This window comes from Flavobacterium nackdongense (assembly GCF_004355225.1).
In the GTDB taxonomy this organism is placed as follows: domain Bacteria; phylum Bacteroidota; class Bacteroidia; order Flavobacteriales; family Flavobacteriaceae; genus Flavobacterium; species Flavobacterium nackdongense.
Genome location: NZ_CP037933.1, coordinates 1,401,847 through 1,416,464 on the forward strand (window position 1 = coordinate 1,401,847; position 14,618 = coordinate 1,416,464).

The 14,618-nt window shown below is 38.0% G+C and carries 9 protein-coding genes; 6 read left to right on the plus strand and 3 right to left on the minus strand.

The window, feature by feature from the left end; all coding sequences use genetic code 11:
* Window positions 1–2: 2 nt before the first annotated feature.
* On the minus strand, window positions 3–1,286 hold the full coding sequence (locus E1750_RS05725) for an MFS transporter (RefSeq protein ID WP_133275855.1): 1,284 nt from the start codon (window positions 1,284–1,286) through the stop codon (window positions 3–5).
* 102 nt (window positions 1,287–1,388) lie between these two features.
* Between E1750_RS05725 and bshC the strand changes: the two genes are divergently transcribed.
* The 3 genes from bshC (at window position 1,389) to E1750_RS05740 (ending at window position 4,980) form a co-directional block, all read left to right on the plus strand.
* On the plus strand, window positions 1,389–3,035 hold the full coding sequence (bshC, locus tag E1750_RS05730; RefSeq protein ID WP_133275856.1) for a bacillithiol biosynthesis cysteine-adding enzyme BshC: 1,647 nt from the start codon (window positions 1,389–1,391) through the stop codon (window positions 3,033–3,035).
* Between the two features lie 141 nt (window positions 3,036–3,176).
* Entirely contained in the window at window positions 3,177–4,448 is a 1,272-nt protein-coding gene (locus E1750_RS05735) for an acyltransferase family protein (RefSeq protein WP_133275857.1), read from the plus strand.
* A 112-nt stretch (window positions 4,449–4,560) separates the two neighbouring features.
* Window positions 4,561–4,980: a nucleoside-diphosphate kinase gene (locus E1750_RS05740; RefSeq protein WP_133275858.1), complete on the plus strand. Its 420-nt coding sequence runs from the start codon at window positions 4,561–4,563 to the stop codon at window positions 4,978–4,980.
* A 156-nt stretch (window positions 4,981–5,136) separates the two neighbouring features.
* Here the strand turns inward: E1750_RS05740 and sucC are convergent, their stop codons facing one another.
* Entirely contained in the window at window positions 5,137–6,330 is a 1,194-nt protein-coding gene (gene sucC / locus E1750_RS05745) for an ADP-forming succinate--CoA ligase subunit beta (protein WP_133275859.1), read from the minus strand.
* A gap of 425 nt (window positions 6,331–6,755) precedes the next feature.
* On the opposite strand from sucC, the gene gltB reads away from it, so the two are divergent.
* A complete protein-coding gene (gene gltB / locus E1750_RS05750; protein WP_227873968.1) occupies window positions 6,756–11,270 on the plus strand; it encodes a glutamate synthase large subunit in 4,515 nt (1,504 codons plus the stop codon).
* A gap of 4 nt (window positions 11,271–11,274) precedes the next feature.
* Entirely contained in the window at window positions 11,275–12,735 is a 1,461-nt protein-coding gene (locus tag E1750_RS05755; RefSeq protein WP_133275860.1) for a glutamate synthase subunit beta, read from the plus strand.
* Window positions 12,736–12,818: 83 nt separating this feature from the next.
* Here the strand turns inward: E1750_RS05755 and E1750_RS05760 are convergent, their stop codons facing one another.
* Window positions 12,819–13,688, minus strand: a complete 870-nt coding sequence (locus tag E1750_RS05760; protein WP_133275861.1) for an AraC family transcriptional regulator — start codon at window positions 13,686–13,688, stop codon at window positions 12,819–12,821.
* Between the two features lie 113 nt (window positions 13,689–13,801).
* On the opposite strand from E1750_RS05760, the gene E1750_RS05765 reads away from it, so the two are divergent.
* Window positions 13,802–14,617, plus strand: a complete 816-nt coding sequence (locus E1750_RS05765) for an SDR family oxidoreductase (protein ID WP_133275862.1) — start codon at window positions 13,802–13,804, stop codon at window positions 14,615–14,617.
* The last annotated feature ends 1 nt before the right edge of the window (window position 14,618 follow it).

The following is a 14,618-nucleotide window of genomic DNA, read 5'->3' on the forward strand; positions in this document are numbered from 1 at the left end:
GCTTAAAACTCCTCCTCCTTTTTTCGAATAGCCAAAAGCGCCAAAACCGAAATCAAAGCAGCAGCGGACAAATACAAGCCAACGTAGGCTATGCCATAGCTTTTGGCCAACCAAATCGCAATTAGCGGTGCAAAAGAAGCGCCTATGATTCCCGCCAGATTAAAGGTCAATGAAGCTCCCGAATACCGCACTTCGGTAGGGAATAATTCCGAAAGAAAAGTGCCCAAAGGCCCGTACGTCAATCCCATCAATCCCATACCGATACAGACAAAAGTGGTAATCATTGGAGTGCTTCCCGATGCCATACAGAACGAAAAACTGAATCCAAAAAGTAAAATTAAGGTAGAAATTAGACTCAAAACCATTTTTCTCCCGAATTTATCGGCTAAAACTGCCGAAATTGGAATTCCAAGCACAAAAAATAATATGGAAAACAACTGGATGATTAGAAAATCACGTCTCGAAAAACCCAAATCAGTGGTGGCCCAACTCAAAGTAAAAACGGTCATTAAATAAAAGGTCACAAAGGTAGCCACCGCTGCAAAAGTTCCAAAAATCAACTCCCATTTATAGGATTTCAAAATCGTTAGTATTGGAATTTTTACTTGCTTTTTCGTTTCCAAAGCATTCGCAAAAGAGGGAGTTTCCGTAATTTTCAAACGAATATAAAACCCAACCACCACCAATAGCGAACTGGCAATAAACGGAATTCTCCAACCGTAGTCAAAAAACTGCTCTTCAGTTAGCAAATCACTCAACAACAGAAAAGTTCCTCCTGAAAGTAACAAACCAATGGGAGCTCCTAGTTGCGGAAACATCCCGTACCAAGCACGTTTTCCCGCCGGTGCATTTTCGATAGCCAATAAAACCGCTCCACCCCATTCGCCGCCCAAACCCAAACCTTGACCAAAACGGCAAAGCATCAGTAATAAAGGAGCAACGATACCAAGGCTTTGATAAGTAGGCAAAAATCCGATGGCGACCGTCGAAATTCCCATCGTCAACAAAGCCGCAACCAAGGTCGCTTTGCGTCCAATTTTGTCTCCAAAATGACCAAAAACCGCCGAACCTATTGGCCTAGCAAAAAAGGCTATCGAAAAAGTTGCCAAAGATTCAATAGTAGAAGTTGTCGGGTCTGAGCCTGGAAAAAACAATTGCGGAAACACTAAAACCGCCGCATTGGCATAAATATAAAAATCGAAAAACTCTATGGTGGTACCTATTAAACTGCCGAACAAAACGTGTTTTAATGAATTTACCGTAACGACTTTGGAATTTTCTTGCATTGGTGTAGCTAATATTTTGATAAAAATGATGTTATTTTTCGAAACTAACAAATATTTAGTTCCAATAATTTTTCACTAAATTAGCATCAAATAAACTGCAATATGCCAACAGACTGTATCAGCTATCAAAATTCCGGATATTTCTCTCCTTTGATGAACGACTATTTAGACCAAAAAAATAATTTGCAATTGTTGGTCAATAGGTTTCCAAGTTTGGAAAATTTTGAAGCTCAAATCAATGAAAAAAAAATCAATTTCCCCTCCCCAGCCCTCCGCGAAGGAGAGGGAGCAGAAATAAATAACACAACTATTTCTTCAAATAAAAGAGCAATTTTAGTTTCGGTTTTAAAAGCGCAATATGCCAAAATAAATACTTCTGAAACAACTTTAAACAACATTACTCTCTTAAACCAATCCAATACTTTTACCATTACCACTGGCCATCAACTGAATTTGTTTACGGGACCTTTATATTTTTTATATAAAATTATTTCGACGATTAATTTAACCAAAGAGTTAAAAGCAAAATATCCTGAAAATAATTTCGTCCCTATATATTGGATGGCAACCGAAGACCACGATTTTGACGAAATAAATTACTTTAATTTCCAGAGTCGGAAGTTTCGCTGGAACACAGTTAGCACAGGGCCTGTCGGTCGATTATCGACGGATGGTTTAGCGGATTTTTTTGAAGTCTTTGCACAAGAATTAGGCGCTAGCAAAAATGCGGAGACCCTCCAAAAAATGTTTACCGAATCCTATTTGAAGCATTCCAATCTAGCAGATGCCACTCGTTATCTTGCCAACGAACTCTTTGCTGACTTTGGTCTGGTAATCATTGATGCCGATAATCCCGATTTGAAACGCATCTTTATCCCTTACATTAAGGACGAATTAATAGTACAAACTTCCCACAAAAAAGTTCTTGAGACCACAGAAATACTAAAAGATTATAGCATTCAAGTCAATCCTCGTGAAATCAATTTGTTTTATTTGGAAGATGATATGCGCGAGCGGATCGTTTTAGAAAAAGGCATCTACAAAGTGAACAACACTACAATGGAATTTTCGGAAAGTGAAATCTTAGAATTATTAGAAAATCATCCCGAAAAATTCAGCCCCAATGTAATTATGCGTCCGTTGTATCAGGAAGTGATTTTGCCCAATTTATGCTACATCGGCGGAGGCGGAGAAATCGCCTATTGGCTGGAATTAAAGTCTTATTTTGATGCTGTAAAGGTTACTTTTCCGATTCTTTTAGTCCGTAATTCAGTTCTATTAGCAACAGAAAAGCAAGCCAAAAAAGCAGATAAACTTGGACTCAGTTGGGCGGATTTATTTGCAAAACAAGGCGATTTAGTAAACCGAAAAACTGCTGAACTATCCGAGTTTCCAATAGATTTATCGATTCAAAAAGATTTTTTAAAAAATCAGTTTCATTATTTAAACAGCTTGGCACTAAAAACAGATAAATCCTTTGCAGGAGCTGTAAAAGCGCAAGAAGCCAAACAATTAAAAGGTTTAGAAAATCTCGAAAAACGATTATTAAAAGCCCAAAAACGGAAGCATTCTGAAACTTTAGAGCGCCTGACCGATTTGCAAAACGAATTGTTTCCCAATAAAAGTCTACAGGAACGTCAAGCCAACTTTTCAGAATTTTATTTAGAATATGGACCAGATTTAATACACAACCTAAAGCAACGATTGCAACCACTAGAAACTTCTTTTGAAATTATTGTACTAGGCTAACAGCGTTGGACTATTTACCGTAATTTGTTGAAAATAGCACTAATTACCCAATTAATGTTAAATTATTTGATAAATTTGTTAGCATTAGAGAAGAATTCAGTGCACTATGAAAACCAAAAATTAATTAAAACCACCACAAAAATGATTAAAGAACGCCTAACCTCACTTGATGTATTCCGGGGATTTACTATTATTTTGATGACAATTGTCAATAATCCAGGAAGTTGGAGCTCGATTTATCCACCATTAGAACATGCTGAATGGAATGGTTGTACCCCAACCGATTTGGTCTTTCCTTTTTTTATTTTTATAATGGGAACCGCAGTGCCTTTTGCCATGCCAAATAAAACTTTCGATGGCGCGACTTTCAATAAAATCTTAGTGCGCTCCTTACGCATATTTTGTTTGGGATTATTCTTGAATTTTTTTAGCAGATTAGATTTTTTTGGTTTAGAGGGTATTCCTTTACTACTGGAAAAATTGGTATTGACGTTTTTAGTTGCGTACGCCTTATTGGGCACTTTTAGCCCCAAAATAAAAACAATTTTAGCATTTTCGGTCTTTGCAATTTTACTCTTTTTGGCGTACAGCGGGCTTCCCGCCTATCAAGACGTTAGAATTCCTGGCGTTTTACAGCGCATTGCAATCGTCTATTTTTTCAGTTCGCTCTTGTATTTAAAAGGAAATATGAATACTCAAATAATCGTTGCCGCCATTTTATTATTGGGGTATTGGGCACTGATGACCCTAGTACCTGTCCCGGGATTTGGAGCAGCAAATCTTGAAAAAGGAACCAATTTAGGGGCCTATATCGACGATTTATTCCTACACAACCATATGTACAGCCAGACAAAAACTTGGGATCCAGAAGGAATACTATCGACCATCCCGGCCATTGCCACGGGAATAATCGGAATGTTAATTGGTCAACAATTAAACCGTGATTTGCCTAAACTCTTACGATTTAAAAAAATATTTTGGATTGGCGTATTGCTGGTTTTTATCGCCAATTTCTATAATCTCGTTTTCCCAATCAACAAATCCCTTTGGACCAGTTCCTATGTACTTTATACCGCTGGTTTGGCGAGTATTATTTTAAGCGTTTTATACTATATCATTGATATCAAAGATTTCTCAAAAGGAACCAAACTCTTCCTTATTTGGGGAGTCAATCCTATGATTGTGTTCTTCTTTTCGGGCATTTTGCCTCGAGTTCTGACTATGATAAAAGTGAATCACCCGGAACTGCCTGGAGAACAACTTGGGTTTCAAAGTTTTTTCTACAACTACGGCATTGTTCCTTTGTTCGAAAACCCGTTGAATGCCTCCCTGGCTTTTGCGCTTTTTTATGTTACGTTTTGGAGTGTTATTTTATGGATTTTATATCAAAACAAATTGTTTTATAAAGTATAAAGAGCGAATCGAAGCATATTGAACTTTTTTTTGCGAATTTTACGTTAAAATGAATGAATTATTCGATTAATTAGCGCTATTTTTGCCCCCAATTAAAAAAAAAAAAAGAAAAATGGCAACGAACAGAACTTTTACTATGATCAAACCCGATGCGGTCAAAAACGGACACATTGGATCAATTTTGGCAATGATTACCAATGCAGGATTCAAAATTACCTCCTTGAAATTGACACAATTAACCGTATCAGATGCCGAAAAATTTTATGCGATTCATTCTGAAAGACCTTTCTTTGGCGAATTGGTAGCATTTATGAGCAGTGGACCAATTGTAGCAGCTATCCTTGAAAAAGAAAATGCAGTAGCCGATTTCAGAACTTTGATCGGAGCGACCAATCCCGCCGATGCTGCCGAAGGAACTATCCGCAAGCTGTATGCGACCTCAATGGGCGAAAATGCGGTTCACGGTTCAGATAGCGATGAAAATGCTGCCATCGAAGGAGCTTTTCATTTTGCTGGAAGAGAACAATTTTAGTATTTAGTGTTCGGTTTTTAGTATTCAGCCACAATTGGTCTGAATACGAATAAAAAATAGAAACACGAATTGCACTAATTCGCACGAAAAAGAATTTGTTATAAAAAAAATCCTGAGCTCTCACTCAGGATTTTCAGTATAGTATGATTTCTAAATTTAAGAAAGCGCTTTTTTAACTTGGTCAGCAGCTTCTTGAAATTGTACCGCCGATAAAATTGGCATTCCTGAATTATCGATCAATTCTTTGGCAATTTCAGCATTGGTTCCTTGCAAACGAACGATAATTGGCACTTTTATAGCGTCACCCATATTTTTGTAAGCATCAACAACACCTTGTGCCACACGGTCACAACGAACGATACCTCCAAAAATATTAATCAAAATAGCTTTTACATTTGGATCTTTCAAGATGATACGGAAGGCCAATTCCACACGTTTGGCATCGGCTGTTCCTCCTACGTCCAAGAAGTTGGCTGGTTCAAAACCGGCATATTTTATCAAGTCCATCGTCGCCATGGCTAATCCAGCTCCGTTGACCATACAACCTACGGTTCCGTCCAAATCGACATAATTTAAACCAGCTGCTTTTGCTTCTACTTCGATTGGGTTTTCCTCACGAACGTCGCGCATTTCGGCCAATTTCGGATGACGATATAAGGCATTATCATCTAAATTTACTTTAGCATCAACAGCAATGATTTTATTATCCGAAGTTTTTAAAACTGGATTAATTTCAAACATGGATGCATCAGAACCAATGTAAGCTTTGTATAATGCATCAACAAACTGAACCATTTCTTTGAAAGCATTTCCAGAAAGACCTAAGTTAAAGGCGATTCTTCTGGCTTGAAAACCTTGCAATCCCACAGTAGGATCAATTTCCTCGGTAAAAATTAAATGAGGTGTTGTCTCGGCAACATGCTCGATATCCATTCCTCCTTCGGTAGAATACATAATCATATTGCGACCTCTACCTCTATTCAGCAAAACTGACATATAAAATTCAGAGGTTTCGCTTTCGCCAGGATAATACACATCCTCAGCAATCAAAACTTTATGAACTTTTTTCCCCTCAGCCGATGTTTGCGGGGTGATCAAATTCATTCCAATGATTTGTTCGGCTAATTCTTCCACTTGTTGCAGATTTTTGGCAAGTTTCACTCCGCCGCCTTTACCACGTCCACCAGCGTGAACTTGTGCTTTTACTACATGCCATCCTGTTCCGGTTTCGGCAGTCAATTGTTTAGCAACAGCAACAGCTTCTTGTGGGTTGTTGGCTACATATCCACGTTGCACTTTTACACCATAACTGGCTAAGATTTGTTTTCCTTGGTATTCGTGTATGTCCATTATTGAGTTATTTTTTGCGTCTATAAAAAAGTGCTACAAACATAACAAAAATTCATCTTAAAACTAAAAATCTTTTTTTTAATAAAAGCATAATTTTTTAGGGATAAAAAAAACGCAGAATTAATGGGTTTTCTCTCCGATAAATCCAATTTTTCGAACACAATATTGCATAAAAATCAAACAAAACAAAATCACTATATCGTTTGAGAATTTGAAATAAAACGACGAAAACAAGGGGCATATTTATTGAAATTAGTCCAAATTATCAAATTAGAATTATCGTTTTGTTAATTTGAATGATTCTTAATGATTAATTGCTATTTATTGAATGATTTTTTAACATAATAGCAAAAATAAGTTAAAGACAAACATAATAATTGATGTGAATAATGAAATCTTTATTTTTGCATAAAAAAATAATAAGCATGAAAATTAAAGAACAAGGTCTTTATTTGCCCGAATTCGAGCATGAGAACTGTGGAGCTGGGTTTATTTGCAATCTTAAAGGCGAGAAAACCAATCAAATTATTCACGACGCTTTGGAAATCCTAGTAAAACTGGAGCATCGTGGTGGTGTAAGTGCAGATGGAAAAACCGGTGATGGTGCTGGTTTATTGATAGATATCCCTCACGAATATTTCAACAGAGTTTGTGATTTCAAGTTACCCGCTGCCCGTGAATATGCGGTCGGAATGGTCTTTTTACCAAAAACTGAAAATCAATATGTTTTTTGTAAAGGCATATTTGAAAAAGAAATAAAGAATCAAGGCTTAACCATTTTGGGATGGAGAGATGTTCCTGTAGACTCTTCGCAGTTAGGAGAAATTGCTTTAGCCTCTGAACCGACTATAAAACAAATATTTATAGGAAAAAGTGAAGTTATTGATGAGCCTACTTTCAAAGCCAAGTTGTATGCTGCTCGTAAAATCACGGAACACACTATCATTAATTCGAAAATTTCTGAGAATTCCTATTTTTACATTCCAAGTTTATCGACTACCACTTTAATATATAAAGGTATCATTATGCCTGAAGATATTGGGCCGTATTATACCGATTTACAACAAACCGATTTAGTAACGCGTTTGGCCTTAGTTCACCAACGTTTTTCGACCAACACTATGCCTTCATGGGAATTGGCACAACCGTTTAGATACATCTGTCAAAACGGCGAAATCAATACTTTACGTGGTAACGTAAGCAGAATGCGTGTTCGGGAAGAAATCATGAAAAGTGATGTTTTTGGGCCTCAAATAGATAAATTATTCCCTATCATTATTCCTGGAAAATCAGACTCTGCTTCTATGGATATGGTGGTTGAATTGTTGATGCACACCGGAAGATCGCTACCGGAAGTAATGATGATGATGATCCCAGAAGCTTGGGAAAAACACCAAACCATGTCGCCTGAACGCAAAGCATTTTACGAATACAATGCGTGTATTATGGAACCTTGGGATGGACCGGCTTCGGTACCATTTTCCGATGGTGATTATGTGGGAGCTTTATTAGACCGAAATGGTTTGAGACCTTCGAGATACACTGTGACCAAAAGTGGTAAATTGATTATGGCATCAGAAATTGGTGTTGTCGATGTTGCTCCGGAAGATGTAGAAAGCCACGGAAGATTGGAACCAGGCAAAATGTTCTTGGTGGATATGAACGAAGGACGCATCATCAATGATGAAGAAATAAAAAGCAAAATTGTTTCCGAAAGACCTTATCAAGAGTGGTTAAATCAATACCGATTACACCTGAAAGATGTGCCGAGTACTTCCGAAGTTTGTTCGATCGAAACTATTGATTTAGCAACTAGAGAACGTTTGTTTAATTACACTTTAGAAGACATTCAAGATGTAATTACGCCAATGGCTCAATCCGGGAAAGAAACCCTAGGCTCAATGGGTACGGATACTCCACTAGCCGTTTTATCAGACAGACCTCAATTAATTGCCAATTATTTTAAACAATTATTCGCCCAAGTGACCAATCCGCCTTTGGATGGAATTCGGGAAGAAATTGTAACTGATATTAGCTTAGCTTTAGGTCAAGACCGCAATATTTTTGATATTTCTAGCAAACAATGCAGAAAATTAAGAATTCAAAATCCGGTAATTTCGAATAAAGATTTAGAAAAAATTAGAGCGATTTCGATCGACCATTTCCACGCCGAAACCTTTTCCATTTTATATCCAAAAGCAAAAGGATTGAATGGTTTAGAAGATGCTTTAGACGCTTTAATCATTCAAGTAACTAAAGCCGTAGAAAGAGGTACCAATATCATCATTTTATCCGACAGAGGCGTGAATAAGGATTTAGCTCCTATCCCCTCTTTATTGGCTTGTTCGTATGTCAATCATCAGATGAACCGTTTGCGCAAGCGTTCTTATTTTGATATTATTATCGAATCGGCTGAACCACGCGAACCACATCATTTTGCTACTTTATTTGGCTATGGTGCCAGTGCGATCAATCCGTATATGGTCAATGAAATTATTCGTGTTCAAGTGCGCGAAGGATTTATTACCGGAATCGATGAAACAAAAGCCGTTCACAATTTCAATAAAGCCATCGGAAACGGAATTGTAAAAATTATGAACAAAATCGGAATCTCTACTTTACATTCCTACAGAGGTTCTCAAATATTCGAAATCGTAGGTTTCAATTCAAAATTCGTCGAAAAATACTTCCCCTATACAACATCAAGAATTCAAGGAATTGGATTGTACGAAATTGAAAAGGAAATCAACGAAAGATACAAATATGCCTACCCAGATCATTTAATTCCGAATCGTTTAGGATTAAATATTGGTGGAGAATACCGTTGGAGAAGAAACGGGGAACGTCATATGTTCAACCCTACAACTATTGCTAAACTGCAGCAAGCGGTGCGATTGAGCGATCAATCGAGTTACAACGAATATTCAAAAGCCGTAAATGATCAAGCACACAATTTGATGACCATTCGAGGTTTATTTGAATTTGACAATTTAAATCCAATACCATTGGACGAAGTAGAGCCTTGGACAGAAATTGTAAAACGTTTCAAAACCGGAGCAATGTCTTACGGATCCATTTCAAGAGAAGCTCACGAAAACTTGGCCATCGCAATGAACCGTATCGGTGGAAAATCGAATTCAGGTGAAGGTGGAGAGAACAGAAAACGTTTTCAACCCGATATGAATGGTGACAGTCGTAACTCGGCTATCAAACAAGTTGCTTCGGGACGTTTTGGAGTAACTTCACACTATTTGTCAAGTGCCAAAGAAATTCAGATTAAAATGGCTCAAGGTGCAAAACCTGGAGAAGGTGGACAGTTGCCAGGCGAAAAAGTATTGCCTTGGATTGCCGAAGCGCGTAATTCAACTCCTTATGTGGGATTGATTTCGCCACCGCCACACCACGATATTTATTCTATCGAAGATTTGGCACAATTAATTTTCGACTTGAAAAATGCCAACAGAGAAGCTCGTATCAATGTAAAACTAGTTTCAGAAGTGGGTGTAGGAACTATCGCTGCTGGTGTTGCCAAAGCAAAAGCCGATGTTGTGTTGATTGCAGGTTACGATGGTGGAACTGGAGCATCTCCATTAACATCATTAAAGCACGCAGGTCTTCCTTGGGAACTAGGATTGGCTGAAGCGCAACAAACATTGGTATTAAACAACCTAAGAAGTAGAATTGTTGTTGAATGTGACGGACAGTTGAAAACCGGTCGTGATGTGGCCATTGCAGCTTTATTAGGCGCCGAAGAATTTGGTTTTGCCACTGCTCCTCTTGTAGCTTCGGGCTGTATTATGATGCGTAAATGTCATTTGAATACTTGTCCCGTGGGAATTGCAACCCAAGACAAAGAATTGCGTAAAAACTTCAAAGGAACTCCAGAACACGTGATTAACTTCTTCTATTATGTTGCTGAAGAGTTAAGAGGAATTATGGCTCAGTTAGGGTTTAGAACTTTGGCAGAAATGGTGGGACAAACACATAAAATCAACACCAACAAAGCGATAACGCATTATAAAGCCAAAGGTTTAGATTTATCAGCGATCCTGCATACACCAGACGGATACGGTGAAAAAATTGTTCGAAATACCGAAAAACAAGATCATAATTTAGAAAATGTTCTGGATTTCCAAATCTTGAAAGATTCGCATCGTGCGATGTACCGCAAAGAAAAAATGACTTTGAATTATCCTATCAATAACACCAATCGTTCTGTTGGAGCTATTGTCAGTAATGAAATTTCAAAAATATACGGATATCTAGGTTTGCCTGAAGACACCTTAAACATCAACTTCACAGGAAGTGCGGGTCAAAGTTTAGGAGCTTTTAGCGCTCACGGATTGACATTTACTGTCGAAGGAAATACCAATGACTATTTAGGAAAAGGACTTTCGGGAGCCAAATTGATCATCAAAAAACCGGCAAAAGCAAGTTTCGTTGCCGAGAATAATATCATCGTAGGAAACGTTTGCTTATTTGGAGCCATCGAAGGACAAGCCTACATCAATGGTATCGCCGGAGAACGTTTTGCAGTTCGTAACTCCGGTGCAACAGCAGTTGTAGAAGGAGTTGGAGACCACGGTTGTGAATATATGACTGGTGGAAAAGTAGTTGTTTTGGGTAAAACCGGTAGAAACTTTGCCGCAGGTATGAGTGGAGGAATCGCTTACATCTACGATCCCGAAAACAAATTCAAAAACGGATTATGCAACACCGAATCCATAGCATTCGAAACCATTGAAGCGCAAGAAGCCGAGGAATTGAAAGCATTGATTGCAAAACACGTTGCATACACCAATAGTACAAGAGGTGCTGAGTTATTAGCAGATTGGGCAACAAGCTTGCGCCAATTTGTTAAAGTGATGCCAACAGAGTACAAAAAAGCATTGAAACGTCTGGAAACAGAAGAACAGATTTTTGAAGAATTAACAGCATAATACAATGGGAAAAGTTACAGGATTTAAAGAATTCGAAAGAAAAGATGAATCATATATTGCGGTAGATGAACGCGTAGTCAATTATAAGGAATTTACGGTTGCCCTGAGTGAAGCTGAAATTACAAAACAAGGATCTCGTTGTATGGATTGTGGCATTCCTTTTTGTCACAGTGGTTGCCCTCTTGGCAATTTGATACCCGATTTCAATCACATGGTGCATCAAGGGGAATGGCAAAAAGCCTCTTGGATATTGCACTCTACAAATAATTTTCCAGAGTTTACAGGACGGTTATGTCCAGCACCTTGTGAAAAAGCATGTGTTTTGGGATTAATTGAAAATCCAGTATCAATAGAAAATATTGAAAAAAATATTGTAGAACGTGCCTTCAAAGAAGGTTGGATTAAACCTCAACCACCTAAAACAAGAACAGGAAAAACGGTTGCTGTTGTAGGATCAGGCCCTGCAGGATTAGCTGCTGCTCAACAATTGAATAGAGCGGGACATTATGTTACCGTTTTCGAAAGAGATGATGCTATAGGCGGATTATTGCGTTACGGAATTCCTAATTTCAAAATGGAAAAAGAAATTATCGATCGCCGTATTGCTATTCTTGAAGCAGAAGGAATTACGTTTAAAGTAAATACACACGTTGGTGTGAACTACGATATCAATGACTTGAAAGCTTTTGATTCCATCGTGCTTTGTGGTGGTGCAACCGAAAGAAGAGGTTTACCAACTCCAGGAGCCGATGCAGACGGAGTAGTTCAAGCAATGGATTTCTTGACGCAACAAACCAAAGTAGTTTTTGGTCAAAAAGTAGAAAATCAAGTTTTGGCTACAGGAAAAGATGTCATCGTAATTGGTGGTGGAGATACCGGCTCTGACTGCGTTGGAACATCGAATCGACATGGTGCAAAATCGGTTACTAACTTCGAGATTATGCCGAAACCGCCAAAAGGAAGAAGCGAAACGACACCTTGGCCTTACTGGCCTTTGCAGTTGAAAACTTCCTCTTCGCACAAAGAAGGTTGCGAAAGAAATTGGTTGATTAACACCAAAGAATTCATCAAAGATGCGAATGGTAAATTAATCGCTCTAAAAACAGTCAATGTCGAATGGAAAATGGTGCCTGGACAACGTCCCGAACTAATTGAAGTACCAGGTTCAGAGAAAACTTGGCCTTGCGATTTAGCTTTGCTTGCATTAGGATTTACAGGTCCTGAAAAAACTTTAAGCAGTCAATTGGGTATTGAACTTGACGCAAGAAGCAACTATAAAGCGGAATATGGCAAATACCAAACCAACGTTCCTAATATCTTCACCGCTGGCGATATGCGTCGCGGACAATCATTAATCGTTTGGGCAATTTCTGAAGGTAGAGAAGCTGCTAGACAAGTTGATCTCTATTTGATGGGTTCTTCAAATTTACCTACCAAAGAAGGTGGAGATTTGCCAGGAGTGTAAACCAATACTAATTATGTTCATGAAGACCTTGATGCATTTCGAGGTCTTTTTTTTTAGATTCTACTGATAAAAATACAGAAAAATTATAGATTGAGCATCATCTTCCGATATTGAGATGGAACCAGTCCTGTGTTCTTTTTAAAGGTTTTATTGAAATGGGATATCGTTTCAAAACCACATTTGCTGCTTAACTGCGAAATGCCGATATCTTCCATCAGCAATAGTTTACAAGCATAGCCAATACGCATATCTAAAATGTAGTTTTTAAAAGATTTCCCTGTTTTACTTTTAAAATACCGACAAAAAGCAGCTGTATTCATCGCAGCAAAAGAAGAGATTTCTTCAAGACTGATATTTCGCGTGTAATTTTTATTCAAAAAGGACATGACCTTATCGATTCTTGCGGTATCATAAATGGTTTCATTAACAAAATCAGTTGTCGAAATGGTTTGTCTATTCTCGGTTTCAGACATTTCTTTGAGAATTTCCAAGAAAAGCATTAGTTGATTTAAACCATTTTCTAAGGGGATTTTTTCAATTAAATCCTGCAATTTTGGAAAGTTGGCTGCAGCAAAATAAATCCCTCTTTGCGACTCTTGAAGCAGATTTTTAATTTTAATAAAATGCGGATAATTATTGACGGCATAATACATAAAATCTTTTTCAAACTGAATAATGGTGCCTTTTACCCTTAAATCCGTATTACCAAGATGGTAGGCATCGTCACTTTTCATAAAATGAGGTAAATTAGAACCAATGAGCAATAGGTCTCCCGCTTGAAATGTAGTGATGCTATTTCCCAAAAACCGAGTTCCGGTTCCTTCCTTGATATAGATAATCTCAAATTCCGAATGAAAATGCAAAGGATATGTAAAATGCTCATAATCAAAAAACCTTGCTTTCAGTGGCGAAGACTTCGAAATAGGAAGTCGTTCGTTCATAATTGCCTTCATTGTGAATATGTTTTAATTTGCAAAAATAGACTTAGTATGTGCAAATTTAGGAAAAATAATTGGCTATACTTATCCTTAAATTTGTGTGTGTTAAATTTTTAAAACAAACAATTATGAATGATGCATTTAGTATTCAAGGCAAAATAGCTATAATTACTGGAGCGGGTGGCGTTTTGGGAGGAAGTATAGCCAAAAGTTTTCTGCAAGCAGGAGCCAAAGTAGTGGCAATCGATATTCACGAAGAAAACCTAAATAAAAGAGTTGCTGAACTTGCCGTTTTTGGCAGTGATGTTATAGGAGTGGTAGGCAATGTGCTTGATATGGAAAGCCTAGAAAATGTGGCCAAAGAAGTTTTGGCCAAATGGGGACGAATCGACATTTTGTTGAATATTGCGGGTGGAAATCTTCCGGGAGCAACGCTAATGCCTGACCAAGAATTTTTCGATATGAAAATCAGCGATTGGGATAAAGTAACCAACTTAAACTTGAATGGAACCGTTTTCCCGAGTATGGTTTTCGGTCGAGTTATGTCGAAACAAAAAAGCGGAAGCATCATTAATATGTCTTCTATGGCGGCTTATTCGGCGATAACTCGTGTTCCGGGATATTCGGTTGCGAAAACTGGAATTAGCAATTTCACCCAATGGTTGGCTACAGAAATGGCGTTGAAATATGGTGATGGTATTCGGGTGAATGCTTTGGCACCAGGATTTTTTATTGGTGACCAAAATCGTGCAGTGCTGATCAATCCTGATGGTTCGCTTACCGATAGAAGCAAAAAAGTATTGGCAAAAACGCCAATGGGACGTTTTGGAGACATTTCAGAATTGAATGGAACGGTTCAGTTTTTGTGTAGTGAAGCAGCCAGTTTTATTACAGGAGTAGTGTTGCCAGTAGATGGTGGTTTTAGTGCATTTAGCGGCCTATAAT

Excerpts from the sequence above, each read along its gene's own strand:
- E1750_RS05725 (WP_133275855.1), bottom strand. The coding sequence starts at position 1,286 with ATGCAAGAAAATTCCAAAGTCGTTACGGTAAATTCATTAAAACACGTT.
- bshC (WP_133275856.1), top strand. The coding sequence starts at position 1,389 with ATGCCAACAGACTGTATCAGCTATCAAAATTCCGGATATTTCTCTCCT.
- E1750_RS05735 (WP_133275857.1), top strand. The coding sequence starts at position 3,177 with ATGATTAAAGAACGCCTAACCTCACTTGATGTATTCCGGGGATTTACT.
- E1750_RS05740 (WP_133275858.1), top strand. The coding sequence starts at position 4,561 with ATGGCAACGAACAGAACTTTTACTATGATCAAACCCGATGCGGTCAAA.
- sucC (WP_133275859.1), bottom strand. The coding sequence starts at position 6,330 with ATGGACATACACGAATACCAAGGAAAACAAATCTTAGCCAGTTATGGT.
- gltB (WP_227873968.1), top strand. The coding sequence starts at position 6,756 with ATGAAAATTAAAGAACAAGGTCTTTATTTGCCCGAATTCGAGCATGAG.
- E1750_RS05755 (WP_133275860.1), top strand. The coding sequence starts at position 11,275 with ATGGGAAAAGTTACAGGATTTAAAGAATTCGAAAGAAAAGATGAATCA.
- E1750_RS05760 (WP_133275861.1), bottom strand. The coding sequence starts at position 13,688 with ATGAAGGCAATTATGAACGAACGACTTCCTATTTCGAAGTCTTCGCCA.
- E1750_RS05765 (WP_133275862.1), top strand. The coding sequence starts at position 13,802 with ATGAATGATGCATTTAGTATTCAAGGCAAAATAGCTATAATTACTGGA.